The sequence below is a fragment of the Actinacidiphila oryziradicis genome (genome assembly GCF_005047355.1).
Taxonomy (GTDB): Bacteria; Actinomycetota; Actinomycetes; order Streptomycetales; family Streptomycetaceae; genus Actinacidiphila; species Actinacidiphila oryziradicis.
In genome coordinates this window covers 1-25553 of the sequence record NZ_SUMC01000019.1, presented here as the reverse complement: position 1 = coordinate 25553, position 25553 = coordinate 1, and the positions used below count along the sequence as shown (strand labels likewise).

24 protein-coding genes are annotated in these 25553 nt (G+C 69.9%); 6 read left to right on the top strand and 18 right to left on the bottom strand.

What is annotated here, in order from left to right; genetic code table 11:
* Positions 1-3 precede the first annotated feature (3 nt).
* Complete coding sequence (locus FCI23_RS20315; RefSeq protein WP_136725466.1) at positions 4-1212, top strand: TerD family protein; 1209 nt, start codon at positions 4-6, stop codon at positions 1210-1212.
* 154 nt (positions 1213-1366) lie between these two features.
* On the opposite strand, the gene FCI23_RS20310 is transcribed toward FCI23_RS20315, so the two are convergent.
* From FCI23_RS20310 to FCI23_RS20285, 6 genes are all read right to left on the bottom strand, one after another.
* Positions 1367-2848 carry a hypothetical protein gene (locus FCI23_RS20310; RefSeq protein ID WP_136725355.1) on the bottom strand — a complete coding sequence of 494 codons (1482 nt, stop codon included), beginning with the start codon at positions 2846-2848 and terminating at the stop codon, positions 1367-1369.
* A gap of 564 nt (positions 2849-3412) precedes the next feature.
* Positions 3413-4405, bottom strand: coding sequence for a 2,3,4,5-tetrahydropyridine-2,6-dicarboxylate N-succinyltransferase (gene dapD, locus FCI23_RS20305; RefSeq protein ID WP_136725354.1), 993 nt, complete (start codon positions 4403-4405; stop codon positions 3413-3415).
* 154 nt (positions 4406-4559) lie between these two features.
* A complete protein-coding gene (locus FCI23_RS20300; protein ID WP_246143859.1) occupies positions 4560-5783 on the bottom strand; it encodes an MFS transporter in 1224 nt (407 codons plus the stop codon).
* Between the two features lie 125 nt (positions 5784-5908).
* A complete protein-coding gene (locus FCI23_RS20295) occupies positions 5909-6454 on the bottom strand; it encodes a TetR/AcrR family transcriptional regulator (protein WP_136725353.1) in 546 nt (181 codons plus the stop codon).
* Positions 6454-6774: a DMT family transporter gene (locus tag FCI23_RS20290; RefSeq protein WP_136725352.1), complete on the bottom strand. Its 321-nt coding sequence runs from the start codon at positions 6772-6774 to the stop codon at positions 6454-6456. The genes FCI23_RS20295 and FCI23_RS20290 overlap by 1 nt, the downstream gene beginning before the upstream one ends.
* A gap of 79 nt (positions 6775-6853) precedes the next feature.
* Complete coding sequence (locus FCI23_RS20285; protein WP_136725351.1) at positions 6854-7522, bottom strand: ThuA domain-containing protein; 669 nt, start codon at positions 7520-7522, stop codon at positions 6854-6856.
* Between the two features lie 158 nt (positions 7523-7680).
* Here FCI23_RS20285 and FCI23_RS20280 point away from each other — a divergent pair, with 158 nt between their 5' ends.
* Positions 7681-8904 (top strand): serine/threonine-protein kinase, encoded by a 1224-nt coding sequence (locus tag FCI23_RS20280; RefSeq protein ID WP_246143858.1) that lies wholly within the window; start codon positions 7681-7683, stop codon positions 8902-8904.
* A gap of 69 nt (positions 8905-8973) precedes the next feature.
* Here the strand turns inward: FCI23_RS20280 and FCI23_RS20275 are convergent, their stop codons facing one another.
* The 8 genes from FCI23_RS20275 to FCI23_RS20240 all read right to left on the bottom strand — a co-directional run bounded on the left by FCI23_RS20275 (position 8974) and on the right by FCI23_RS20240 (position 15558).
* Positions 8974-9312, bottom strand: coding sequence for a metal-sulfur cluster assembly factor (locus FCI23_RS20275; RefSeq protein WP_136725349.1), 339 nt, complete (start codon positions 9310-9312; stop codon positions 8974-8976).
* Positions 9309-9764 (bottom strand): Fe-S cluster assembly sulfur transfer protein SufU, encoded by a 456-nt coding sequence (gene sufU, locus FCI23_RS20270; protein ID WP_136725348.1) that lies wholly within the window; start codon positions 9762-9764, stop codon positions 9309-9311. Before sufU ends, FCI23_RS20275 begins: the two co-directional genes overlap by 4 nt.
* 61 nt (positions 9765-9825) lie before the next feature.
* Complete coding sequence (locus FCI23_RS20265; RefSeq protein WP_136725347.1) at positions 9826-11094, bottom strand: cysteine desulfurase; 1269 nt, start codon at positions 11092-11094, stop codon at positions 9826-9828.
* Positions 11091-11861, bottom strand: a complete 771-nt coding sequence (gene sufC / locus FCI23_RS20260; protein ID WP_136725346.1) for a Fe-S cluster assembly ATPase SufC — start codon at positions 11859-11861, stop codon at positions 11091-11093. Before sufC ends, FCI23_RS20265 begins: the two co-directional genes overlap by 4 nt.
* Before the next feature lie 7 nt (positions 11862-11868).
* Positions 11869-12186 carry a non-heme iron oxygenase ferredoxin subunit gene (locus FCI23_RS20255; protein WP_136725345.1) on the bottom strand — a complete coding sequence of 106 codons (318 nt, stop codon included), beginning with the start codon at positions 12184-12186 and terminating at the stop codon, positions 11869-11871.
* The gene (sufD, locus tag FCI23_RS20250) at positions 12186-13352 is read right to left on the bottom strand and encodes a Fe-S cluster assembly protein SufD (RefSeq protein ID WP_136725344.1); all 1167 of its coding nucleotides are present in this window, start codon (positions 13350-13352) and stop codon (positions 12186-12188) included. Before sufD ends, FCI23_RS20255 begins: the two co-directional genes overlap by 1 nt.
* A gap of 59 nt (positions 13353-13411) precedes the next feature.
* Positions 13412-14833, bottom strand: coding sequence for a Fe-S cluster assembly protein SufB (sufB, locus tag FCI23_RS20245; protein ID WP_136725343.1), 1422 nt, complete (start codon positions 14831-14833; stop codon positions 13412-13414).
* The gene (locus FCI23_RS20240) at positions 14830-15558 is read right to left on the bottom strand and encodes a helix-turn-helix transcriptional regulator (protein ID WP_136725342.1); all 729 of its coding nucleotides are present in this window, start codon (positions 15556-15558) and stop codon (positions 14830-14832) included. The genes sufB and FCI23_RS20240 overlap by 4 nt, the downstream gene beginning before the upstream one ends.
* Before the next feature lie 156 nt (positions 15559-15714).
* Here FCI23_RS20240 and FCI23_RS20235 point away from each other — a divergent pair, with 156 nt between their 5' ends.
* From FCI23_RS20235 to FCI23_RS20220, 3 genes are all read left to right on the top strand, one after another.
* A complete protein-coding gene (locus FCI23_RS20235) occupies positions 15715-16641 on the top strand; it encodes an ABC transporter ATP-binding protein (protein ID WP_136725341.1) in 927 nt (308 codons plus the stop codon).
* The gene (locus tag FCI23_RS20230) at positions 16638-17414 is read left to right on the top strand and encodes an ABC transporter permease (RefSeq protein ID WP_136725340.1); all 777 of its coding nucleotides are present in this window, start codon (positions 16638-16640) and stop codon (positions 17412-17414) included. Before FCI23_RS20235 ends, FCI23_RS20230 begins: the two co-directional genes overlap by 4 nt.
* Positions 17415-17910: 496 nt before the next feature.
* Positions 17911-18903, top strand: coding sequence for a COX15/CtaA family protein (locus tag FCI23_RS20220; RefSeq protein WP_246143857.1), 993 nt, complete (start codon positions 17911-17913; stop codon positions 18901-18903).
* A 201-nt stretch (positions 18904-19104) separates the two neighbouring features.
* Here the strand turns inward: FCI23_RS20220 and FCI23_RS20215 are convergent, their stop codons facing one another.
* Genes FCI23_RS20215 through FCI23_RS20200 form a run of 4 tightly spaced genes read right to left on the bottom strand, consistent with a single transcriptional unit; the run spans position 19105 to position 22936 of the window.
* Positions 19105-20211: an amidohydrolase family protein gene (locus FCI23_RS20215; RefSeq protein WP_136725339.1), complete on the bottom strand. Its 1107-nt coding sequence runs from the start codon at positions 20209-20211 to the stop codon at positions 19105-19107.
* Positions 20211-21563, bottom strand: coding sequence for a type I glutamate--ammonia ligase (locus FCI23_RS20210; RefSeq protein ID WP_136725338.1), 1353 nt, complete (start codon positions 21561-21563; stop codon positions 20211-20213). The genes FCI23_RS20215 and FCI23_RS20210 overlap by 1 nt, the downstream gene beginning before the upstream one ends.
* 59 nt (positions 21564-21622) lie before the next feature.
* On the bottom strand, positions 21623-21958 hold the full coding sequence (locus tag FCI23_RS20205) for a hypothetical protein (protein ID WP_136725337.1): 336 nt from the start codon (positions 21956-21958) through the stop codon (positions 21623-21625).
* A 27-nt stretch (positions 21959-21985) separates the two neighbouring features.
* The gene (locus FCI23_RS20200; RefSeq protein ID WP_136725336.1) at positions 21986-22936 is read right to left on the bottom strand and encodes a heme o synthase; all 951 of its coding nucleotides are present in this window, start codon (positions 22934-22936) and stop codon (positions 21986-21988) included.
* A 393-nt stretch (positions 22937-23329) separates the two neighbouring features.
* Here FCI23_RS20200 and tkt point away from each other — a divergent pair, with 393 nt between their 5' ends.
* Positions 23330-25408, top strand: a complete 2079-nt coding sequence (gene tkt, locus FCI23_RS20195; protein WP_136725335.1) for a transketolase — start codon at positions 23330-23332, stop codon at positions 25406-25408.
* The last annotated feature ends 145 nt before the right edge of the window (positions 25409-25553 follow it).

Sequence of the window (25553 nt, the reverse complement as noted above, 5' to 3'; positions counted from 1 at the left end):
GATATGACTCCCGGCTCGAACATCCCGCTGTCGGTGCCCCGCGTGACCGTGGACGTCTCCGCGCCCGTGCGGCTGGACGTGTCCGGCCTGCTGCTCACCGCTGACGGCAAGGTGCGCTCGGACGACGACTTCGTCTTCTACAACCAGCCGCAGGGGCCTGGGGTGACCCACAGGCCGGGCGGCGGCGCGACCCCCGACGCCATCAGCGTCGACACGGCGGCCGTGCCGGCGGAGATCGAGAAGATCGTCGTGACCGTGAGCCCGGACGCGGCGGGCGGCGCCGGCTCGACGTTTGCCGGGTTTGAACCGACCGCGACGATCCGCAGCGCGGACGACGGCAGTGTGCTCGCGACTTTCACGCCTCCCCGGCTCAGCACCGAGACCGCGCTCGTGGTGGTCGAGGTCTACCGGCGTGGCGGCGCCTGGAAGGTCCGTGCGGTCGGGCAGGGGTACGCGAACGGGCTGGCCGGCGTCGCCACGGACTTCGGGGTGAGCGTCGACGAGGCGGCCGAAGCCCCGGCCGCGGCCCCGCAGAGCTTCGGTCCGCCGCCGACGGGCGCCCCCGCCGTTCACCTCCCCCCGCCGCCGTCCGGCCCGCCCGCGGCGCAGGCACCCGCGCCCGCGCCGGGGACCGGGAAGGTCAACCTGGACAAGGGCCGGGTGAGCCTGCAGAAGAATCAGACGGTGTCGCTGGTCAAGGGCGGGAAGCCGCTGCTGTCGACCGTGAAGATGGGCCTCGGCTGGGAGCCGGCGCGCGGGGGCAAGGCAATCGACCTGGACGCTTCGGTGATCGCGTACGGCCCCGAGCACAATCACATCGAGACCTGCTATTTCGGACGGCTCTCGATCATCAATGGCGCGATTCAGCACTCCGGGGACAATCTCACCGGTGAGGGTGGCGGCGACGACGAGTCGATCACGGTCCATCTGGGCGGCCTGCCGCCGGAGGTCACCGGGCTGGTCTTCACCGTGAATTCGTTCTCCGGCCAGAAGTTCAACCATGTCGCCAATGCCTACTGCCGCCTGATCGACGGCACGAGCGGCGAGGAGCTGGTGCGCTTCGACCTGACGAACGCCGAGGCGCGCACGGGCGTGATGATGGCCAAGCTGGTCCGGCAGGCCACCGGGGAGTGGGAGATGACGGCGCTCGGCGAGTTCGTCGACTCCCGCACGGCGAAGGGGATGGTCAAGCCAGCCGCACAAGTGCTCTGACAAGGAGGTGGGCGCCCCGCGGGGCAGGGCGCCCACCCGTCACAGCGCGAGCAGGGCCGCCGGGTCGGCGAGCGGTCCGTAGCCGGGGGCGGCGCCGGACCCGGCTGTCTCTGCCACACGTAAAGTGCGGGGACTACCGCGCGATTTCTCGCGCTCAGACGCTGTTGGCCGACCGCGCCTTGAAAGCGGCCTTCCTGGCCTCCTTGGCGAGCTGCTTGTCGGGGTGGAGCCGCCCCATGGCCTCCAGCACATCCGCGGTCGCCGGGTGGTCGACCCGCCAGGCCGTCGAGAAGAACCCGTCGTGCCGTGCGACGAGATCGGTGACCAGCTCTTCCAGCAGCTCCGCGTCGTCATCGGCGTCGAGCTGGGCGGCGAGGGTGTCGATGGTCAGCCAGAAGACCATCTCCTCGTCCGGCGGCGGTACGTCGGTGGCGTCCCGTTCGGCAAGCCACACCCGGGCGAGGCCACCGAGCTGCCGGTCCTCGAGGACTTCACGGAGAGCGCCCTCGGCCTCGCCGCCGAGCAGGCTGAGGGTCTGCTGGGCGACCAGCCGCCGGGCCGGGGCGTTGCGGTCGTCGCCGCGTGCCGCGTGCAGCAGCTCGCGGGCGGCGTCGGCGGGCTTGCGGGCGGCGAGCCACTGGTCGGCCTCGCGGCGGGCGGCATGGTCGGGGTAGTCGAAGAGGGCTTCGAGCAGTTCGGTGGCGGGCTGGTCGGCGAGATCCCCGGAGGCGGGCGCGTGCACGCCTGTCTCGATCATGCGGGCGCGCACTCCGTAGACGCCGAGCGGGGTGAGCCGGACCAGGCCGTAGCGGGACACCTCGTCGGGGTCGAGCTGCTGCATCGTCGTGGCCGCCTCGTCGTCCTCCAGGTCCTCCTCCTCGATCAGCGCCTCGTCGACCGGCTCGTAGTCGATCAGGCCGGTGCTGATGAGCAGCCGGAAGTGTTCGTCGAGGCGCATCATCACCTCGGTGACCTCTTCCAGGACCGCGTCCGTCGGGTCCTCCATCTCCTCCGGCACCACCATGGAGGCGGCCAGCACGGGGAGGGGCACCGTCCCGGTCTCGTTCTCCTCCAGCGCGCTGAAGAGGTACAGGTTGCCCAGCGCCCCGTCGAGGAACTCGGCCTCCTCCTCCGGGTCCCAGCCGGTCGCGTCCTGGTCGACCTCGCCGTCCGGGCCGAGATCGTCGAGGAGCCCCTCCAGGTCGGGCGAGGCGGCCTCGGCGAGCGCGGTCTCCACCGCCGCCAGCCATACCTCAAGCACGTCCTGCGGCCGGCCGCCGTCCAGCTGCGTGAGCGCCTCGCCGGGCGCCGCCTGTCCGGCGGGTTCGTCGAGCCCCGCGGCCTCCGCCGCCGACTCGTCGACCTCCAGCTCGACCAGCCCGGAGTCGACGGCGACACCCCATGCCTGCGCGGTGTCGGGCAGGCCGTCCGGCTCGTCCTCCAGTCCCAGTTCGGCGGCGGCGCGCCGCAGGTCGGCCTCGGCCAGCTCGCCCATCGCGTCCACCTGGACATGCGGTGCGGCCCAGCGCGCCAGTAGTACCGCCCGCTGGAGCAGAGGTGCGGCGAGCGCTTGCCGCGCCAGCTCGTCCTCGGGGAGCAGCCGTACGGGCGGCAGGTCGAGGCGGTCAGCGGCCATGGCGGAACATCTCCTCATACGGGGGCGGGGTGCGCGAGAAGCGCCCTCATAGCCTAGACGTCTTCGGGCCCGGCCACCGCATGTCCGGTGCTTGGACAACGACCTTGGCGGAGCAGCGGGTTGACGCGCGTAGAAACCCGGGCGTCCACTTCCGGATCAGACCGGAACGGTGTGGCTGTGCCTGCGCTGTGTCCTGTGCCGGACGGCGTTTGAGAACCGGGGCCCGTCCAGCGGTCGCAACCCCGGCCCGCCGACGCGGCGTGGCCGATGCTCCAGTGCGCATCCGGGCTGCTACCGGTCCGCCACCGCGGTCCGCACCACCGCACGTCTCGCCGTCACGGCGCGGTATCGGCGCGGCAACGGCCCCGAGGATCCGCCCGGCAGAGCCGTGGATCGGCTCCGGGCTGCGGCGTCGCGCCGGCACATGGCCGGCGCCCGGCGGCCCCGTCGCCCCTCTGTCCGCCGCGGCGGACAGAGGCCAAAGCGGCGCGGCTCGACGGTGCCCGGGCCACCGCGACCGGCAGCCCGGGCCGGAGGCCATCGCGGCCACGGCGCGCGGGCAGGTCAGTTGTGGCTGTGGAGCACCTCGTTCAGGCCGCCCCAGGAGCCGGTGCGGGGCAGGACCTCGACCGTGCCGGTCGTGGAGTTGCGGCGGAAGAGCAGATTGCTGGCGCCGGAGAGTTCAAGGGCTTTGACGATCTTGCCGTCGGGGAGGGTGACGCGGGTGCCGGCGGTGACATAGAGGCCGGCTTCGACGACGGTGTCGTCGCCGAGGGCGATACCGATGCCGGATTCGGCGCCGAGGAGGCAGCGTTCGCCGATGGAGATGATCTGCTTGCCGCCACCGGAGAGGGTGCCCATGATCGAGGCGCCGCCACCGATGTCGGAGCCGTCGCCGACGATGACACCCTGGCTGATGCGGCCCTCGACCATGGAGGTGCCGAGGGTGCCAGCGTTGAAGTTGACGAAGCCCTCGTGCATGACGGTGGTGCCGGCGGCGAGGTGGGCGCCGAGGCGGACGCGGTCGGCGTCGGCGATACGGACGCCGGAGGGGGCGACGTAGTCCGTCATGCGGGGAAACTTGTCGATGCCGTAAACAGAGAGATGCAGGCCCTCTGCGCGGGCGGCGAGGCGGACGCTCTCGAGCGTGTCGACGGCGACCGGGCCGAGGGAGGTCCAGGCGACATTGGCGAGCAGGCCGAAGATGCCGTCGAGGCTCTGGCCGTTGGGCTTCACCAGGCGGTGGCTGAGCAGGTGCAGGCGCAGATACACGTCATGCGTGTCGAGAGGCTTGTCTTCGGTGGAGGCGATAACGGTGCGTACGGCGACGATCTCGACCCCTCGGCGTGGGTCCGGGCCCAGCGCCTTCCGTGCGTTGTCGCCCAGCAGCTCCGCGACATGGTCGGCACCAAGGCGCTCGGTTCCGGCCGGCCCGGGCGCGTCGCTGAGCACCGGCGCCGGGAACCAGGTGTCGAGGACGGTGCCGTCGGCGGCGATCGTGGCCAGGCCGGCGGCCACGGCACCGGTGGTGGGGGTAAGGGTGGTCGAGTCAGTCATGCGTCGAACGCTAGCCGCTGGTCCGGCCCGTTGCCCAACCGGCCCGGAGTGCGAGACCGGCGTCCGCGGCGGCCGTCCCGAGGCGCCTGGCTCCTAGGGGCGGGAACATGCCCTTGACGTGCTCCCCTGCCCTGAAAGGGCCACAGGTGCGGCGTCAGGACTGGGCCGCTGCCGACACCGGGCTCTGGTCGGCCAGGGCGGGCCGGAGGCCGTGGCGGCGGTGGGCACCGAGCACCGCGATGGCGGCGGCCACGCCGAGCGCGGTACAGAGCGGCCAGAGCAGGCCCGGCGCGGCCTGGTAGAGCACGCCGCCGAGAGGGGCGGCGAGGACCACGCCGCTGATGGAGGCGCCCGAGTACATGCTCTGGAAGCGGCCCTGGAGGTGGTCGGGGGCGTGGTCGGCGACGTAGGCGGTGGAGGGCGACTTGTAGAGGATGTCGCCGACGGTGAGCAGCGCCATCATGACGATGGCGGTGGCGATGTGGCCGCCCGCGATGAGGGCGGCGTAGCCAAGGGCGACGAGCAGCAGGCCGGAGCCGATCACCAGCAGGGGCGCCCGCCTGCGGAGGGCGACGGTGACGGGAAGTTCCAGCAGGATGACGAGGCCGCCGTTGATGGCGATGAGCGCGCCGTAGAAGCCGGTGCTGAAGCCGTGGTCGTCGAGGAAGACCGGCAGCGTGGAGTACTGCTGGCGGTAGATGGTGTCGGCGACGAGGACCGCGGCGAGGACGACGAGGACCGCGGGACGGCCCCGCAGCGCGGTCCACAGGCTGGGGGCGTCCGCGGGGAGGTCCTCCTTCCGCTGGCGTTTGTTGCCGTTGGCGGGAAGGATCATGGCGGCCCAGACGGCGAAGAAGAGCATGCCGGCGCCGTCGGCGACGAAGAGCCAGCCGTACGAGTAGTGCGCGGCGATCAGCGCGCCGAGCGGCGGTCCGACAGTGACGCCCGCGTTGGCGAAGAAGCGCAGCAGGGCGAAGCCCTGGCGGCGGGAGCCCTCGGGGACAGAGAAGGCGATGAGTGCGCCGTTGGAGGCGCGGGTCATGCCGGTGCCGTACTGGCAGACCGGGAAGAGGATCAGCAGCGCGCCGGTCGGGACGAGCGGGAGCAGGGCGAGCCCGGCACCGGAGACCACCATGCCCGCGATGACGGTACGGCGGTGGCCCAGGTGGTCGCCGAACCAGCCACCGGTGAAGTTGCCGGCGACCATGCCGACGCCGCCGATGCCGGCGATCAGGCCCGCTTCGGAGGTGCTGAGGCCCCGCGGGCCGGTGAGGTAGACGAAGAGGTAGACAAAGGTGAAACTCACCGCGGCGACGACGAACATGCCTGCGGCCAGCAGCCATACGGCCTTCGGTATGTCCTTCATCGCCTGCTTCATCTACCTGCCCCTTGGAATCGCCTCTGCACAAGAATCGATCTATTCCGCAGGCCCGTGCGGGGAGCACCGGTGGACGGATTAGGTCGCGGCCGGTATCGGCCAGCGCGGAACCGGAAAAGGCAAGGTCAGCGGGGGTCCATGAGGATTCGATCAAACATTCGCCGAGCCTGCTCGCGGTCAAATGCACGACCGGTCAGCAGTGCCTGCAGTGACATACCGTCGATCAGCGCGGCGAGCGCCTGCGCGGTACCGCGGTCGGTGCGCAGGGCCAGGATGTCGGCCATCAGATCCACCCATTCCGCCGCGATCGGCCGCACGGCGGGGCGGCGCAGCGCGGCGAGATAGAGCTCGTACTCCAGCTCGATCCGGGGCCGGTCCCGGGTGATCAGCTCCTCGACGAGGCGGGCGAGCGCGTCGGCGAAGTCGTCCTCCGGTCCGACGAGCGCCTCCCAGCTGGTGATCTCCAGCATGAACCGCTCATTGACCTGGTGGAGGGCGGCCACCAGCAGGTCGTCGAGGGTCGAGAAGTGATACGTGGTCGAGCCGAGCGGGACATCCGCCTCGGCGGCGACGGCCCGGTGGCTGAGACCGCCGATGCCGCGTTCGCCGACGACTCTGATCGCGGCGTCGATGAGGCGCTGGCGCCGCTCGGGGTCGTAGCGCCGGACCATCAGTGGGCCCCGCCGAGGTTGAGGACGATCACACCGGCGATCACCAGCAGCAGCCCGATCATCTTGGCCGCGGTGGCCGCCTCGCCGAGGAAGACCATGCCGATCGCGGCGACGGCGGCAGTGCCGATGCCGGCCCAGATCGCGTACACGGTACCGACCGGCATGGTCTTCAGCGCCTGCGCGAGCAGCGCGAACGCGATCAGGTACCCGGCGGCGGAGCCGAGCGAGGGCCACAGCTTGCTGAAGCCCTCGCTGTACTTCATCGAGGTCGTTCCGAGCACTTCGGCGAGTATGGCGGTGCCCAGGATCACATATGGCATGTGTACAAGCGTACACAACGATGTGTACGACTGTACGTATCGCCTCTCTTGCCCCGCCTGGAAAGGCCCTGGGCCAGGTCTATCCCCTGGCCCATCGCAGCGCGCCCAGCAGATGGGCGCGGAAGGCCGGATCGGCATAGGCCTCGGCGCTGTGGCCGAGGGCGGTGTAGAACGCCCGGCCGTCGCCGAGCCGGTGGCACCACACCAGGGGATGGTCATTCCCCATGGTGCCGCCCTCGTAGAGCCGCTCGTCGACGGTCGCCAGGACCCGGACGCCGGGGCGCGGGTTGGCGCGGAAGTTGTACCACTCGTCGGTCCACTCCCACCGCTCGGGAAGGTGCGCGGTGGCCGGATGGCCGGCGTCCTCCACAGTGACCACGGCGGGCTGGATGTCCGGGTGCCCGTCGAACCGCGCGCCCACCAGCTCGCCGTAGTACGGCCACCCGTACTCGGTGCAGGCCGCCGAATGCACCCCGACGAAGCCGCCACCCGAGCCGATGTACCGCTCCAGGGCGGCCTTGCCCTCCTCTGTGAGGACATCGCCGCTGGTGGAGAGGAAGACGACAGCCGAGTACGAGGCGAGGTCACCCGCGGTGAAGACACCGGGGTCATCGGTGGCGTACGTCTTCAGTCCCTCACCGGCGGCCAGCTCGCCCAGGGCGTCGATGCCCGCCGGAATGGAGTCGTGACGGTAGGCAGTGGTGCGGGTGAAGACCAGGACACCGCCTGGCAGGTGTGACGACGGCATGAGCAAAGCGTCCCATGAGCGTTCCTAGATCGAGAAGGTGTTCTCTTTGTCATAACCAGTCGGTACGCTGAATCGCTCGTTGGCCTGAACTAGGGGGTGGCGCACGGGTGTTGGTGGCAGACCGGTACCGGCTTGGGGAGCGGCTCGGTGAAGGGGGCATGGGCGAGGTCTGGCGGGGGTCGGACGAACTGCTGGGGCGCCCGGTGGCCGTCAAGCTGCTCCGGGGCGTCTTCGAGAGCGAAGCGACGACCGCCCGGTTCCGCCAGGAGGCCCGGACCGCCGCGCGACTGAACCATCCCCATGTGGTGACCGTGTACGACTTCGGCGCCCACGAAGAACGCTTGTACCTGGTCATGGAGCTGGTCGACGGGCACAGTCTGCAGCGCGAACTGGCCATGACAGGGACGCTGAACCACCCGCGCACCGCCGCCATCGCGGCCCAGGCCGCCGCCGGGCTGGCCGCCGCACACGCTCAGGGAATCATCCACCGGGACATCAAGCCGGCCAATCTGCTGCTGGCCTCCGACGGCACCGTGAAGGTCGGCGACTTCGGCCTCGCCCGGTTCACCAACGAGTCGTCCACTGCCCTTACCCGGGTCGGCCATGTCATGGGCACCATCGACTATCTCGCCCCGGAACGCGTCGTCGGACACCCCACCGATCCGGCCAGCGATGTGTACGCCCTCGGATGCGTCCTCTACGCGCTCCTGACCGGCCATCCGCCCTTCCGGTCGGATACACCCGCGTCCGTCATGTATCAGCACGTCCACGACTCACCGGTGCCGCCACGGCAGCTCTGCCCGGACCTGCCGGAAGCCTTCGAGGCCCGTCTGCTGCGCATGCTGGCCAAGGACCCCGCCGAACGCCCCACCGCCCGGCAGGCCGCCGGCTGGTTCGCCTCCCCGGCCCTGGCGGTGGTCCCGGTGGCCAAAGCCGCACCGGCGCCCGCACAGTCGTCGCAGCAGGACACCGTCGAGGAGACGCCCCCCCACTTGTCGCCCAGGGCCGGAGCGAGAAGGCTGGCGACAGGTGCGGCCGGCGCCTTAGCACTGGCAACTGCGGTGTTCGTCGGCGTGTCCTCTTACCACGACAAGAACGGCGCCCTCGACCGCCCGCCCGCCGAGAATGCGCGGACGCCGGGCACCACTCCCGCGCCGGGCACCGCGACGCCGACCGCAGGCACGGCTTCCGCCGGCCCGTCCTCCGCCATGACGCCTCCCGCGCCAGCGCTTTCCACCGCATCCACCGCCTCCACCGGGTTATCCGCCCCGGCCAGCGACAGCCTTCCGACCACACCGGCGGCAGCAGCCACGAGCGCGGAGGCGACGGCAACGGCGAAAGCCAAGAAGACCAAGAAGCCGAAGAAGGTGAAAGACGAGTAGGCAACGACATGGGGTACGGCTGAGGGGCGCCACTGGCGAGTGGCGCCCCTCAGCCGTACCGGACATACCTCAGACGTTGAACCCCAGCGCCCGCAACTGCTCGCGGCCGTCGTCGGTGATCTTGTCGGGGCCCCACGGCGGCATCCAGACCCAGTTGATCTTGAGGTCGCTGACGATGCCCTCCGTCGCCGACTTCGCCTGGTCCTCGATGACATCCGTCAGCGGACAGGCCGCCGAGGTGAGCGTCATATCGAGGGTGACGACATTGGAGTCATCGACATGGATGCCGTAGATCAGGCCGAGGTTGACGACGTCGATGCCCAGTTCGGGGTCGACGACGTCGTAGAGGGCCTCGCGGACCTCTTCCTCGCTCGCGGGCTTGAGGGTGACGGTCTCGTTGTCGCTCATGCGGTTTCCTCCTGGGACAGCGCCTGGGCGGTCGCGTCCTTCCACGCCATCCAGCTCAGCAGAGCGCACTTTACGCGCGCCGGGTATTTGGAGACACCGGCGAACGCGACCGCGTCCTCCAGGATCTCCTCCATCGCCTCGTCCGGTTCGATCCGGCCCTTGGACTGCATCAGCTCCAGAAACGTCTCCTGGATCTTCCGCGCCTCCGGAAGGCCCTTGCCCACCAGCAGTTCGTTGAGTACGGAGGCACTGGCCTGGCTGATGGAGCAGCCCTGCCCCTCGTACGAAACGTCCCCGATGACCGCGCCGTCGAGCTTGACGCGGAGTGTGATCTCATCGCCGCACGTGGGATTGACGTGGTGCACTTCGGCGTCGCCGTCGCGCAGTCCCCGCCCGTGCGGATGCTTGTAGTGGTCCAGGATCACTTCCTGGTACATCGAATCGAGCTTCACCAGTCAGCCGTCCTCGTCCTCGTCCTCGTCACCGCTGCGTCCGATCGACCGCTGCGCCTCATTAACCGAAGAAGTTCCGTACCTGCTCCAGCCCGTCGACCAAGGCGTCGACCTCGGCCGGGGTGGAGTACAGATAGAACGACGCTCGCGTGGTCGCAGGAATTCCGTACCGCAGGCAGACCGGCCGCGCGCAGTGGTGGCCGACACGGACGGCGATGCCCTGTTCGTCGAGCACCTGCCCCACATCGTGCGGATGGATGTCGCCAAGGGTGAACGAGATCGCGGAGCCGCGGTCCTCCGTCGTGGCGGGACCGATGATCCTGAGGCCGGGGACGTCCAGGAGCCGCTGGACGGCATACCCGGTGATCGCGTGCTCGTGGGCGGCGATCTTCTCCATGCCGATCGCGGTGAGGTAGTCCACCGCCGCGCCGAGCCCGACCGCCTGGGCGATCGGCGGCGTACCGGCCTCGAACTTGTGCGGTGCCGGGGCATAGGTGGAGGAGTGCATCGAGACGGTCTCGATCATCTCGCCGCCGCCGAGGAAGGGCGGCAGGTCCTCCAGCAGCTCCTGGCGGCCCCAGAGGACGCCGATGCCGGTCGGACCGCACATCTTGTGGCCGGTGAAGGCCACGAAGTCCGCGCCGAGCGCCTGCACGTCCAGCACCATGTGCGGGGCGGCCTGGGAGGCGTCGATCAGCACCAGGGCGCCGACGTCCTGGGCGCGGCGGACGATGGCCTCGACCGGGTTGATGGTGCCCAGGATGTTGGAGACGAGGACAAAGGAGACGATCTTCGTCTTCTCGGTGATGACCTGCTCGATGTTGGACAGATCGAGCCGGCCGTCGTCGGTCAGGCCGAACCACTTCAGCTTCGCGCCGGTGCGCTGCGAGAGCAGCTGCCACGGCACGATGTTGGAATGGTGCTCCATCTCCGTGATGACGATCTCGGTCTCGCGGTCCACGCGATAGGGCTCGTCTGCGAAGCCCAGCATGTTGGCGACGAGGTTCAGCGACTCGGAGGCGTTCTTGGTGAATATGACCTCGTCGCGGCTGGGCGCGTTGATGAAGGCGGCGACCTTGTCACGCGCGCCCTCGTACAGCGCCGTGGCCTCCTCGGCGAGCACATGCACGCCGCGGTGGACGTTGGAGTTGTGCCGCTCGTAGTAGGTGTTCAGCACGTCGAGCACCTGGCGCGGCTTCTGCGAGGTCGCGGCGTTGTCCAGGTAGACGAGCTTCCTCCCGTCGTGGACCAGCCGGTCCAGGATCGGGAAGTCCTTACGGATCGCCTCTGTGTCGAGGAGATCCGCGAGCCCATGACGGGGGGAAGTCACTCGGACGCGCCGCCCTTCGTGTATGCCTCGTAGCCCTCGTTCTCCAGCTTGTCGGCGAGCTCGGCGCCGCCGGACTCGGCGATCCGGCCGGCTGCGAACACGTGGACATAGTCGGGCTTGATGTAGCGCAGGATGCGCGTGTAGTGGGTGATCAGCAGGGTGCCGACCTCGCCGGTCTCACGGACCCGGTTGACGCCCTCGGAGACGATGCGGAGCGCGTCGACGTCCAGACCGGAGTCGGTCTCGTCGAGGATCGCGATCTTCGGCTTGAGCAGTTCCAGCTGGAGGATCTCGTGGCGCTTCTTTTCGCCGCCGGAGAAGCCCTCGTTGACATTGCGCTCGGCGAAGGACGGGTCCACCTGGAGGCGCTCCATGGCCTCCCGGACCTCCTTCACCCAGGTGCGCAGCTTGGGGGCCTCGCCGCGGATCGCGGTCGCCGAGGTGCGGAGGAAGTTGGAGACCGACACTCCGGGGATCTCCACCGGGTACTGCATGGCGAGGAAGACACCGGCGCGGGCGCGCTCGTCGACGGTCATCTCCAGCACGTTCTCGCCGTCGAGGGTGACGGTGCCGCCGGTGACGGTGTACTTGGGGTGTCCGGCCAGTGAGTAGGCGAGGGTGGACTTGCCGGAGCCGTTGGGGCCCATGATGGCGTGGGTCTCGCCCTGCTTCACGGTCAGGTCGACACCGCGCAGGATCTCGAGGGGGCGGTCTGTCGATTCCGTGTCGACGGTCACGTGCAGGTCGTGGATCTCAAGCGTTGCCATGGATGCCTCAGGACTCCTGTGTGACGGAGACGAGCACATCGTCCCCTTCGATCTTTACGGGATATACGGGGACCGGCCGCGTGGCGGGCAGCCCGGACGGCTTTCCGGTCCGCAGGTCGAAGCTGGAGCCGTGCAGCCAGCACTCGATCTGGCAGTCCTCCACCTCGCCCTCGGACAGCGAGACGTTCGCGTGCGAGCAGATGTCGTTGATCGCGAACACCTCGCCACAGGTGCGCACGAGCGCGACCGGGGTGCTGTCGAGTTCCACCCGCTTCGGGGTGTCGTCCTCCAGCTCGCTGAGCGCGCACACGCGTACGAAAGGCATCAGACGGACGCCTCCAGTTCGGCGTCGATCTTCGCCATCAGGCGCTCCTCCAGATCGGGCAGGCCGATCTGCTGGACGAGCTCGCCGAAAAAGCCGCGTACGACCAGCCGACGGGCCTCGTCGGAGGGGATCCCGCGGGCCATCAGGTAGAAGAGCTGCTCGTCGTCGAAGCGGCCGGTCGCGGATGCGTGGCCGGCTCCGATGATCTCGCCGGTCTCGATCTCCAGGTTGGGGACCGAGTCCACGCGGGCGCCGTCGGTGAGGACGAGGTTGCGGTTGAGCTCATAGGTGTCCGTGCCCTCGGCGGCGGCGCGGATGAGTACGTCGCCGATCCAGACCGCGTGCGCGTCCTGGCCCTGCAGCGCGCCCTTGTAGGCGACGTTGGAGCGGCAGTGCGGCGTGTCGTGGTCGATGAAGAGCCGGTGCTCCTGGTGCTGGCCCTGGTCGGTGAAGTACAGGCCGTAGAGCTCGGCCTCACCGCCGGGGCCGCCGTAGACGACCCGGGGGCTGAGCCGCACCAGGCTGCCGCCGAAGGTGACGATCACCGACTTGAAGGTGGCGTCACGGCCGACCAGCGCGGTGTGCTGGGCAGCGTGGACGGCGGTGTCGCCCCAGTCCTGTACGGAGACGACGGTGAGCTTGGCGCCGTCGCCGATCAGGTACTCGACATTGGCGGCGAGCGTCGCCTCGCCGGTGTGGTCGAGGACCACGACCGCCTCGGAGAAGGCGCCGATCTCGATGACCTGGTGGCCGTAGACCATGCCGCCCTCGCCGTGGACGGCGATCCGGACCGGCTCGGTGAGCACGGTGTCCTTGGGGATCGAGATGACGGACGCCTTCTCGAAGGAGCTGTACGCCTGCGCGGCGACCCGGTCCACCGGCTTGCCGGCCCGGCCGAGCCGGGCGTCGTCGCGACCGACCGTCTCGACGATCACGCCTTCCGGCGCGGTCACCTCGACCTTGACGCCGCCATCGGCGACGGCGGTGCCGTCATGGAGGCCGCGCAGCCGCTCCAGCGGAGTGAACCGCCACTCCTCCTCGCGGCCGTGCGGCACCGGGAAGTCGGCCACGTCGAAGGACGGGGCCGCGCTCACCCGGGCATCGGCGGGGTGGCCCACCGTGATGGCCCCGTCAGTAGTGGCGCCGGCAGGGATGGTCTCAGCCATGGCTTGTCGTACAGCTCTCTCTCTGGATGGACGTCGCTGGTGGGGAAGGGGGGTGGGCGCTAGCCGACCGCGCCTTCCATCTGCAGCTCGATCAGCCGGTTGAGCTCCAGCGCGTACTCCATCGGGAGCTCCCTGGCGATCGGCTCGACAAAGCCACGCACGATCATCGCCATGGCCTCGAACTCGGTCATACCCCGGCTCATCAGGTAGAAGAGCTGCTCGTCACTCACCTTGGAGACGGTCGCCTCGTGGCCCATGGACACATCGTCCTCACGGACGTCCACATACGGGTACGTGTCCGAGCGGGAGATCGTGTCGACCAGCAGGGCGTCACACAGGACGTTGGACTTGGAGCCCTCGGCGCCCTCGCCGATCTCGATCAGACCGCGGTAGGAGGTGCGGCCGCCGCCACGCGCCACGGACTTGGAGACGATGTTGGACGAGGTGTTCGGCGCCATGTGGACCATCTTGGCGCCCGCGTCCTGGTGCTGGCCCTCGCCGGCGAAGGCGATGGAGAGCGTCTCGCCCTTGGCGTGCTCGCCCATCAGGTAGACGGCCGGGTACTTCATCGTCACCTTGGAGCCGATGTTGCCGTCGACCCACTCCATGGTCGCGCCCTCGTAGGCCACGGCACGCTTGGTGACCAGGTTGTAGACGTTGTTCGACCAGTTCTGGATGGTCGTGTAGCGGCAGCGGCCGCCCTTCTTGACGATGATCTCCACGACGGCGCTGTGCAGCGAGTCCGACTTGTAGATCGGCGCCGTACAACCCTCGACGTAGTGGACGTAGGCGTCCTCGTCGACGATGATCAGCGTCCGCTCGAACTGGCCCATGTTCTCCGTGTTGATCCGGAAGTAGGCCTGGAGCGGGATGTCGACGTGGACACCCTTGGGGACGTAGATGAACGATCCGCCGGACCACACGGCCGAGTTCAGCGAGGCGAACTTGTTGTCGCCGACCGGGATCACGGTGCCGAAGTACTCCTGGAAGAGCTCCGGGTGCGTCTTGAGCGCGGTGTCGGTGTCCAGGAAGATGACGCCCTGCTCCTCCAGGTCCTCGCGGATCTGGTGGTAGACGACCTCCGACTCGTACTGGGCGGCGACACCGGAGACAAGGCGCTGCTTCTCGGCCTCCGGGATGCCCAGCTTGTCGTAGGTGTTCTTGATGTCCTCGGGCAGGTCCTCCCAGGACTCCGCCTGCTTCTCCGTCGACCGGACGAAGTACTTGATGTTGTCGAAGTCGATGCCGGAAAGGTCCGAGCCCCAGGTGGGCATGGGCTTCTTCCCGAAGAGCTTCAGACCCTTCAGCCGCAGCTTGAGCATCCACTCGGGCTCGGACTTCTTCCCCGAGATGTCGCGGACGACCTCCTCGGACAGGCCCCGCTTGGCAGCGGCACCGGCCACGTCGGAGTCGGCCCAGCCGAACTCGTAGGTGCCCAGGCCGTCGAGCTCCGGGTGAGTGGTCTCCGTGGGAGCAGTCATGCGGGGTTCCTCCCGGAAGTGCTAGCGGATGTGGTGATATGAGCTTGCGGAATGAAAGTCGTGCACACCCCGTCGCCATGGGCGATGGTGGCCAGACGTTGTACATGGGTGCCGAGCAGGCTGGAGAAGACCTCGGCCTCCGCCTCGCACAGCTGCGGGAACTGCTCGGCGATATGCGCCACCGGACAGTGGTGCTGGCAGAGCTGCTCACCGGCGGAGGCGGGCGCACCGCGCGTAGTGGCAGCGTACCCGTCCTTGCTCAGAGCCCTGGCGAGAGCCTGGGTGCGCTCCTCCGGCTCGGCGGCCTCGATCGCGGCCCGGTAGCGCTCGGTCTGAGTGGCGAGGCGGGCCCGGGCGAAGGCCGACACCGCGGCCTCTCCGGTCTCCCCACCGCCCGCGGACTGGGCGATCCAGCGGAGCGCGTCGGCCGCCAGCTGGTCATAGGCCTGGTCGAAGGCGTCCCGGCCGCAGTCGGTCAGCGCGAAGACCTTGGCCGGACGCCCGCGGCCGCGCGCGCCATAGACCCGCTGCTCGCGCGGTTCGACGACGTCCTCGGCGACGAGGGCATCCAGATGGCGGCGTACGGCCGCCTGGGTGAGACCGAGCCGCTGGGCCAGATCGGCGGCGGTGGACGGGCCGTGGTCCAGGATGGACCGGGCGACCCGGTTGCGGGTGCTCCGCTCCCCGGTCGTCTGCTCCTCCTGAGCCTCTCCCGTGATTTCCACAATGACAGTGTTGCTTAATTCACCGGACTCCTGCAAGCGGCGTCCGCGTGGTCCACGGTGGGGTGCGTCACTTAGGCACCCCTAAGGGCTGGGCCGCCCAGACGCATTTCCGGGGGGCCGTACGGTGCCCCGGCGCGGCTCCCTAGACTCACCGGTATGCGAATCGAGCCTGCGGTCGAGGTGGCCGGACTGGTCAAACGGTACGGCGCCAAAACGGCAGTGAGCGGGCTCGACCTGACCGTCGCCCGCGGCACCGTCACCGCCGTCCTCGGGCCCAACGGCGCCGGGAAGACCACAACCGTCGAGACCTGCGAGGGATACCGGCGGCCGGACGCCGGGACCGTACGGGTGCTGGGGCTCGATCCGATCACCGACGCGGCGGCTCTACGGCCACGGATCGGCGTCATGCTCCAGTCCGGCGGTGTCTACCCCGGCGCCCGCGCCGAGGAGATGCTGCGGCACACCGCGAAACTCCACGCCCACCCGGTCGACGTGAACCTGCTGATCGAACGGCTCGGCCTCGACTCCTGCGGCCGCACCCCCTACCGGCGGCTGTCCGGCGGGCAGCAGCAGCGGCTGGCGCTGGCCATGGCGGTGGTCGGCCGCCCCGAGCTGGTCTTCCTCGACGAGCCGACCGCCGGGCTCGACCCTCAGGCCCGCCGGGCCACCTGGGACCTCGTACGGGAGCTGCGGACCGACGGCGTGACAGCCGTACTGACCACGCACTTCATGGACGAGGCCGAACACCTCGCCGACGACGTCGTGATCATCGACCACGGCCGGCCCATAGCCCACGGCACCCCCGAGGAGCTGTGCCGCGGCGGCGCCGAGAACACCCTGCGCTTCAACGGGCGGCCGGGGCTCGATCTCGCCTCCCTCCTCAAGGCGCTTCCCGCCGACTCCGCCGCCGCCGAGCTGACGCCCGGCAGCTACCGGATCGAGGGCAAGGTCGATCCGCAGATGCTCGCCACCGTCACCTCCTGGTGCGCGCAGCACGGCGTCATGCCGGACCGCCTCGCGGTCGAGCGGCGCACGCTGGAGGACGTCTTTCTTGAGCTGACCGGCAAGGAGCTGCGCGCATGAGTACGAGCGCCACTGGAACATTCGCCCCCGCTTCCGGCGCGGCTCCGCTCTCCCGCATGATCGGCGCCCAGACCGCGCTGGAGACCCGGATGCTGCTGCGCAACGGCGAGCAGCTACTGCTCACCGTCGTCATCCCGACGCTGCTGCTGGTGCTCTTCAGCGCCGTCTCCATCCTCGACACCGGTGCCGGCAAGGCCGTCGACTTCCTGGCCCCAGGCATCCTGGCGCTCGCGGTGATGTCCACCGCCTTCACCGGGCAGGCCATCGCCACCGGCTTCGAGCGGCGGTACGGAGTGCTCAAGCGGCTCGGAGCGTCGCCGTTGCCGCGCTGGGCGCTGATGACCGCGAAGACCGGATCGGTGCTGGTCACCGAGGTGCTGCAGATCATGCTGCTGACAGTGATCGCCTTCGCTCTGGGCTGGTCGCCGCACGGCAACCCCCTGTCCGTCCTTCTGTTGCTGGTGCTCGGCACCGCCGCGTTCTCCGGACTCGGGCTGCTGATGGCCGGGACCCTCAAGGCCGAGGCGACCCTGGCCGCCGCCAACCTGGTGTTCCTGCTGCTGCTCGTCGGCGGCGGGGTCATGGTGCCGCTGGACAAGTTCCCGGCCGCGGCGCAGGACGGCCTGCGGCTGCTGCCGATCTCGGCGCTGTCGGGCGGGCTGCGGGATGTCCTCCAGCACGGCGCGGGGATGCCTTGGGGCGACCTCGGGATCCTGGCGGTCTGGGCCGTGCTGGGGCTTGGGGCGGCGGCGCGCTGGTTCCGCTGGGAGTAGCCGTCGCGCCCGCGTTCAGGACGGCGTGACGCAGTCCGTGAAGCGTGCGAGGCCCGTGTCCCGCCCCTTGTCCAGGGTGAGGAAGGCGTCCCTGGCGTGGCTGGCGAGCAGGGCCCGGAGGTGAAGCGGAGTCCCTCGAAGGCGATGTTCCGGCACCTGTCGCCCCTTCGGCAGAGAAAGGCGTCCTGAGCGGTCTTCGGCGCGAAGACGATCTCGCTGCTCCGCAGGCCCGAGCCCCTGAAGCGCCAGGCCCGCCGGGCTCGGTGATCAGGAACTTGCCCGGCGGGATGTCGATCGCCGTCCGGGCGCTGTGGTCCTGGAGGCGCCCCTCGGCGTACGCGTATGCGTCGGCGAAGGCCGTGCTGTCGTCGGTGGTGCCGTCACCCTTGGCCGCGCCTGCGTAGAGCAGATGCCGACGGCCTGAAGCTGCGTGCCTGTCTGGCGCCACGGCCCACCCCCACTCCGTCCGACGGTGCGGGGCGCCTACGATGAGCGGGTGCCGAACGCAACCCAAGCCGTGCGAAACCCGCTCGCCTATATCGCCCAGCACTGGACCCCCTCCCCCGGGACGGTCCGGCGGGCGGCCATGGCCGCGGTCGTGATGAGCGTCCTCATCGTGGTCACCGGCGGCGCGGTGCGGCTGACCAGCTCGGGCCTCGGCTGTCCCACCTGGCCCACCTGCACCAACGACAGCCTCACCACGACCAGCGCGATGGGCATCCACGGCGCGATCGAGTTCACCAACCGCATGCTCACCTATGTGCTGTGCGCGGCGGTCGGCTGGGCCATCATCGCAGCCCGCTCGGCCAAGCCCTGGCGGCGCGGCCTGACCCGGCTCGGCTGGGCGCAGTTCTGGGTGGTCATGGGCAACGCGGTGCTCGGCGGGGCGGCGGTGCTGACCCACCTGAATCCGTACGTTGTCGCCTCGCACTTCATGCTCTCCCCCCTGCTGATCACGTTCGCGGTGCTGACCTGGCAGCGCTCCCGCGAGGGCGACGGCGCGCCCCGCCCGCTTGTCGGCAAGCCCGTCGTCCAGCTCACCTGGGTGCTGGCCGCGGCCACCGGAGCCCTCATCGCCGTCGGCACTTTGGTGACCGGCGCCGGGCCGCACGCGGGTGACCGCAGCGATGTGCCGCGCGTGCCCATCGACTGGAAGACGATCGCCCAACTCCACGCCGACCTCGCGTGGGTGGTCTGCGGCCTGGCCACCGCCCTCTGGTTCATGCTGCGCGCGGTGGACGCCCCTGGCGGGCCGCGCCACCGGGTGCGCGATCTACTGGTGGTGCTGCTGTCCCAGGGCGTGATCGGCTACGTCCAGTACTTCACCCACCTGCCCGAACTGCTGGTCGGGCTGCACATGCTCGGCGCGGCGCTGATCTGGATCGCGGTGGTGCGGGTGCTGCTGTCCCTGCGTGAGCGCCCCCACGCCGATACGCCCGTCCCCGCGCCGGCGGAACTACAGGCGCCGCAGCCCGCCCCGACCGCGTAGCGGGCCGGCGCCTGCCGCTGTCCTTCCCGAAACCGGGGCTCTGCCCCGGGCCCCGGCGTTCATGTGCGGGCCGGTGGTTGGCGTTGTGCTCACCCTCCCCCATAGCCTTAAGGGCATGGGAGGTGCCCCCATCGCCCTGCGCCACGTCTGACCACAACGCCGGTAAATTCTGGGGAAGGCCCCGCCCCAGGTGACCCCGCGTCAGTCCAGCCCGTAGAGCCGGCGCGCATTATCCGCGCCGACCATCGCCGCGACCCGGCACGCGTCCGCCGCAGACCACGCGCCCTCCGTGACCCACCCGGCCAGCAGCCGGGTCAGCGCGTCGCGGAAGAGGGCCACGCCGACGACGTAGAGCTCGGGCAGTCCGTAGGCGTCGGTGGAGAAGAGGAGCTTGCCGAAGGGGGCCAGTTCCAGGAACTCGGCGAGGACGGCGGCGGCGCGGGAGCCGGTGTGAGTGAGGGCGAGGCCGATGTCGGCGTAGACATGCGGGAAGACGTTGGCGAGGTAGGCAGAGTTCCGGTGGTACGGGTAGCCGTGCAACAGCACAAGATCCGTGCCGAGGCCGGCGGTCGCGCGGACGAAGCCGGTGAGGAGCGCTGGGTCGGCGTGGTCGAGGCGGAGGTCGGGGTCACCGAAGCCCGTGTGGAGCTGGAGTGGGCGGCCGGTGGCAACCGCGGTCCAGAGCAGGTGGCGCAGGAGTATGGGGTCAGTGAGCCGGCCACCGACGGGGCGCTCGGCCAGCCAGTCGGCGGCAGTGCGGCGGACGTCGGCAGGGCCGGGCGGGTCGGGGGCGAGGGCGAGGCCGTGGCGGTAGGCGGCGATGGATTTGAAGCCGATGGCGTGCTGGGCGGCGCTGTGCACGGCCTCGGCGACATTGGCGACGAAGGCCTCGGCCGACCCGGAGGTGTCGGCGACCTGCTCGGCGAGCTGTTCCAGGCGGACGACCTCGTGCGCGGCGGCGGCGCCGGCCGAGGCGAGTTCGGCCGGGGAGGTGAGATCGCCGGGGAGCCCGGTGTCGACCAGGTAGGTGCCGATGCCGGTGGCCCGCAGTAGCCGGCGGCAGGTCTCGTAGGCGCCGAGCTCGCGGCGGCGGGCGAGGTAACGGGCCGGCGAGCAGTGCGGTTCCAGGCCGAGCAGCGGCGGGCACCAGCGGCGGACCGCGAAGCCGGTCTGGGTGTCGAAGAAGGTGGTGCCGGGCGTGGCCGGGGCTGCGGCCTCCGAGAGATAGGCCTCGAAGGAGCCGAGGCCGAGCTCGCCACGGACAATCCCATGGCAGTGATGGTCGACCAGCGGTGGCAGCTCGATCATCAGTAGCTCCACCGGGTGGCGTCGGCGATCTCCTCCGGGGTGCTGTCGGCAAAGCGCTTCGCCTCTGCCCTGCGGACCGCGAGCACCGCGCCGTGCAGGACCTCGCCGAATGCCTCGCGCAGCACGTCGTCACGTTCGAAGTGGGCGGCGGCCTCGGTGAGCGAAGCCGGCAGCCGCTCCTGGTCGCCGCGGGCCGCCGGGTCGCCGCGCACCGGCTCGGGCAGTGCGTACCCCGCCTCAAGACCGGCGTCGACCCCGGCGAGCCCGGCCGCGAGTACGGCGCCGACGACGAGATACGGATTGGCTGCGGCGTCGAAGCACTTCAGCTCCGCGTGGCCGTCGTCCGGGTCGGTGGGGTCGCCCGGTACCAGCCGCAGTGCGGTCTCCCGGTTCTCCACTCCCCAGCAGCGGTAGGGCCCGGCCCAGTGGGAGGGGACGAGCCGCAGATAGCTGGCGGGTGAGGGGGCGCCGACCGCGCAGAGGGCGGGCAGCGAGCGCAGGACAGCGGCGAGGAACGCTTCGGCGTCCGCCGCGAGGCCGTACGGCCGGTCCGGGTCACGGTGCGGGTTGCCGCCGCCCGGCCGCCGCAGGCCCACGTGGAGGTGGCAGCCGTTGCCGACCTGTCCGGCGGTGAAGGCCGGCGCGAAGGACGCGCGCAGTCCGTGCCGGGCGGTGACGGCCCGTACGGTCTCGCGGACCAGGATCAGCTGGTCGGCGGCGCGGACCGGGTCGGCGGGGGCGGTGGAGACCTCGAACTGGCCCGGGGAGTATTCGGGGTGGATCTGGAGCACCTCGATGCGCTGCGCGGCGAGCGCGTCGTGGAGTTCGAGAAGGTACTCGGACCGCTCCACGACCCGGGCCATCCCGTACGCGGGCCCGCTGCCTGGCGGGTCCACGATCCACTCGGTCTCGAAGCCCATCAGCGGCTCCAGGCCGCGCTCCGCCGCCAGCGCCGTCATGCGGCGCGCGAACTGCCGCTGGCACGCGGGGTGCGGAACGCCCTGCTGGTCGTAGCGGTCGACCGGCGCCCACGCCCATCCCGGCTGGGCGGCGAGGATGGTGAGCAGGTTCAGGTCGGGGAAGAGCCGAAGATCGCCGTCGGGTCCGCCCAGGTGTGGGGAAGCGGCGATGGAGTCGTCAGAGGTGAAGACGTCGAAGGCCGGCGACATCCCCACGCCGCGGTGCGCGGCGTGGGCGAGCCGGGCGGTCGGGACGCTCTTCACTCTCGTGATGCCCGCGTTGTCGACGAACGTGAGCGCAACCGCCCGTACGCCCTCGGCACTCAGCCGCGCCGCCTCCTGCCGCGCCAGCAGCCGCTGCCGCTCCCGTGCCGCGCTTGTCCCGGGTTCCACCGCACGCCTCCCGTTTGCCGGACCACTTCTCTGTATGGTCCTAACGGACGGGCACGGCGTCAGGTGTTGGCGGGAGCACCGATCTGGCTGCGTCGGATTGAGAGGGGGGCCGCCATACGCTTCCACTCGTACGGGCCGGTACGTATCTTGGCCGCGAGATCGCCGTCGAGGGTCTCGTGGACGGTGATCCCGGCACGTTCGGCCGCGCGCTGGGCAATGTCGTGCGTGGGCGCCACCAGGTCGCCCCACTCGCCGTTCTCGCCGACGAGGACGATACGAGTGCCGATCCTGCCTATATAGGCGAGACTGCCCTCGGCACTGCCTCCGTGCGATTTCGCGAAGGCGTTGATCTGCTTGGCGAGCCGTGCGACGCGGCGCTCAGTGGTGTCAGCCATGGGAAGCATGCTACCGGCGGGTAGCGGCTAGCGCAGGAACGGGTCCACCGCGACCGCCACAAACAGCAGTGTCGCGTAGGTGATGGACCAGTGGAACAGCCGCATCTCCTTGAGCTTGGCGCCCATCACACCGGCCTTCGCGCGGGCCTGCAGCGCGTGCGCCTCCTTGAGCCAGAGGGCGCCGAGCACCGCCGCCACCACGGGGTAGAGCCAGCCGGTGGCGCCGAGCGGCCACCACAGGGTGAGGGAGACCAGCACCATGACCCAGCTGTAGATCACGATGTGCCGGGCGACGACCTGGTTGCCGGCGACCACCGGGAGCATGGGCACGCCGGCCCGCTCGTAATCGTCCTTGACCTTCATGAAGAGGGGCCAGGTGTGCGGCGGTGTCCAGAAGAAAAGGACGAGGAAAAGAACGAAGGCGGCCCAGGAGAGCTCGTCGCGCACCGCCGACCAGCCGATGAGCACCTGCATGCACCCGGCGATACCGCCCCACACGACATTCTGCGAGGTGCGCCGCTTGAGGCCGAGGGTGTAGACGAACACATAATAGAGAATGGCCGCGAGTGACAGTGCCGCGGACAACGGGTTCACCAGGACGGCGAACCACACAGTCGAGACCACTGCCAGACCGATGCCGAACACCAGACACTCGATCGGTGACACCATGCCGGTGACCAGCGGACGCTGCTCGGTGCGGTGCATGAGCGCGTCGATGTCGCGGTCGATGTACATGTTGAGCGCGTTGGCACCCCCGGCGGACATATAGCCGCCGAGCATGGTGGCCGCGACCAGCCACAGGTCCGGGACGCCGCCGGCCGCCAGAAACATCACGGGGACCGTGGTGAGCAGCAACAGCTCGATGATCCGGGGCTTGGTCAGCGCGATAAACGCCATGACGCGGGCTCCGAACGGCCGGTGACCCGGAGCTTGGTTGGACCCAATGGCCCCTGCGGGTCGGGATTCGACGGCCGTCACGAACACCCCTGCACAGACGAAGTGAAGTCAAGCAAGTCCGGGATGACATAAAAACCCGGTGAGTCCTTGCGCTTACCACGCCACTCTAGACGCAGCCGATGCTCCGCCTGCCCCGGGGGGGGTGGCACGCCGCGGCACGTGTTGGACGCCTTATCACTACTGGGGTGTCCTGTGCTTGCTTCATTGTGTTCAACGGGCGGATTCAGGCTGGCCGGGAGAGGCTGGATACAGGCCGGCTCTGGCGCCGGGAATGCCCGATACCGGAGACTGGTTGCCCCAGGCGTCGAGCCCACGGTTCGAAAAGGTGAACACCCCCGCAGGGGTAGGCTCGGCAGCGCCGGTAGGCATCGAGTCACCGGCGTTCGAACATGTGGAGAGGAGCCCTGACCGAGGGTGAGCACCAAGCCGACCACCACAGATCTCGACTGGACCGAGCTGGACAGGCGGGCCGTTGATACCGCCCGGGTTCTGGCGGCCGATGCCGTGCAGAAGGTCGGTAACGGCCATCCAGGTACGGCCATGAGCCTGGCGCCCGCCGCGTACCTGTTGTTCCAGAAGTTGATGCGGCATGACCCGGCGGATCCGAACTGGACTGGCCGGGACCGCTTCGTCCTCTCGCCCGGACACACCAGCCTGACCCTCTACACCCAGCTCTACCTGTCCGGATACGGACTTGAGCTCGATGACCTCAAGGCCTTCCGCACCTGGGGCTCGCTCACCCCCGGCCACCCCGAGCACGGTCACACCATCGGTGTGGAGACCACCACCGGCCCACTGGGCCAGGGCATCGGCAACGCGGTGGGCATGGCGATGGCCGCCCGCTACGAACGCGGCCTGTTCGACCCCGACGCCGCCCCCGGCGAATCCGTCTTCGACCACACCATCTGGACGATCGTCTCCGACGGCGACCTCGAAGAGGGCATCTCCGCCGAAGCCTCCTCCCTCGCCGGACACCAAAAACTCGGCAACCTCATCGCCCTGTACGACGACAACCACATCTCCATCGAAGGCGACACCGCCACCGCCTTCTCCGAGGACGTCGACAAACGCTACGAGGCCTACGGCTGGCACGTCCAGCGCATCCAGCCCTCAGCAGACGGCGACTTCGACATCCAGGCCCTGCACGCCGCCTACCAGGCCGCACAGGCCGTCACCGACCGCCCCTCCCTCATCGCCGCCCGCACCATCATCGCCTGGCCCGCCCCCCACGCGCAGAACACCGAAGCCGCCCACGGCTCCGCCCTCGGCGCCGACGAGGTCGCCGCCACCAAACGCGTGCTGGGCTTCGACCCGGACAAGTCCTTCGACGTCGCCGACGAGGTCCTGGCACACACCCGCGAGGTCCTGGACCGCGGCCGCGAGGCACACGCCCGCTGGAACAAGCGGTTCGAGGAATGGCGCACCGCCAACCCCGAGCGCGCCGCCGCGTTCGACCGCATCTCCGCGGGCGAGCTGCCGGCCGGCTGGCAGGAGACGGTGCCGTCCTTCGAGACCGGCAAGGCCGTCGCGACCCGTGCCGCCTCCGGCAAAGTCCTGCAAGCGGTCGGCGCGGTCATCCCGGAGCTGTGGGGCGGCTCCGCCGACCTCGCCGGATCCAACAACACCACCATCGACGCCTCGTCCTCCTTCCTCCCGGCCGACAACCCGCTGCCGGAGGCGAACCCCTACGGCCGCACGGTGCACTTCGGCATCCGCGAGCACGCCATGGGCTCGACGATGAACGGCATCGCCCTGCACGGCAACACCCGCATCTACGGCGGCACCTTCCTGGTGTTCTCCGACTACATGCGCCCCGCCGTCCGCCTCGCCGCCCTCATGAAGCTCCCGGTCACCTACGTGTGGACGCATGACTCCATCGGCCTGGGCGAGGACGGCCCGACCCACCAGCCCGTCGAGCACCTCTCCGCGCTGCGCGCCATCCCCGGGCTGAACGTCGTCCGCCCGGCGGACGCCAACGAGACCGCCACCGCCTGGCGCGAGATCCTCAAGCGCCACGCCACCAAGCCCGCCCCGCACGGCCTGGCCCTCACCCGCCAGGGCGTGCCGACGTACGAGGCCAACGAGGACGCGGCCAAGGGCGGCTACGTCCTGTTCGAGGCCGACGGCGGAACCCCGCAGGTCATCCTCATCGGCACCGGCTCCGAGGTCCAGCTCGCCGTCGAGGCCCGACAGCAGCTGCAGGCAGACGGCATCCCCACCCGGGTGGTCTCCATGCCCTGCGTGGAGTGGTTCGAGGAGCAGGACCAGGCCTACCGCGACAGGGTCCTGCCCCGTGAGGTGAAGGCGCGTGTCGCCGTCGAAGCCGGCATCGCTCTCACCTGGTACCGCTTCGTCGGCGAGGACGGCCGGATCGTGTCGTTGGAGCACTTCGGGGCAAGCGCCGACTACAAGGTGCTCTACCGCGAGTTCGGTCTCACCGCCGAGGCCGTGGTCGGCGCCGCCCGCGACTCGCTGACCGCCGCGGACCGCTGAGCTGACGTATTTCACTCTGAGGAGATGCAGAACCCATGACAGACGCACTCAAGCGCCTCTCCGACGAAGGCGTCGCGATCTGGCTCGACGACCTGTCCCGCAAGCGGATCACGTCCGGTAACCTCGCCGAGCTGATCGACTCCAG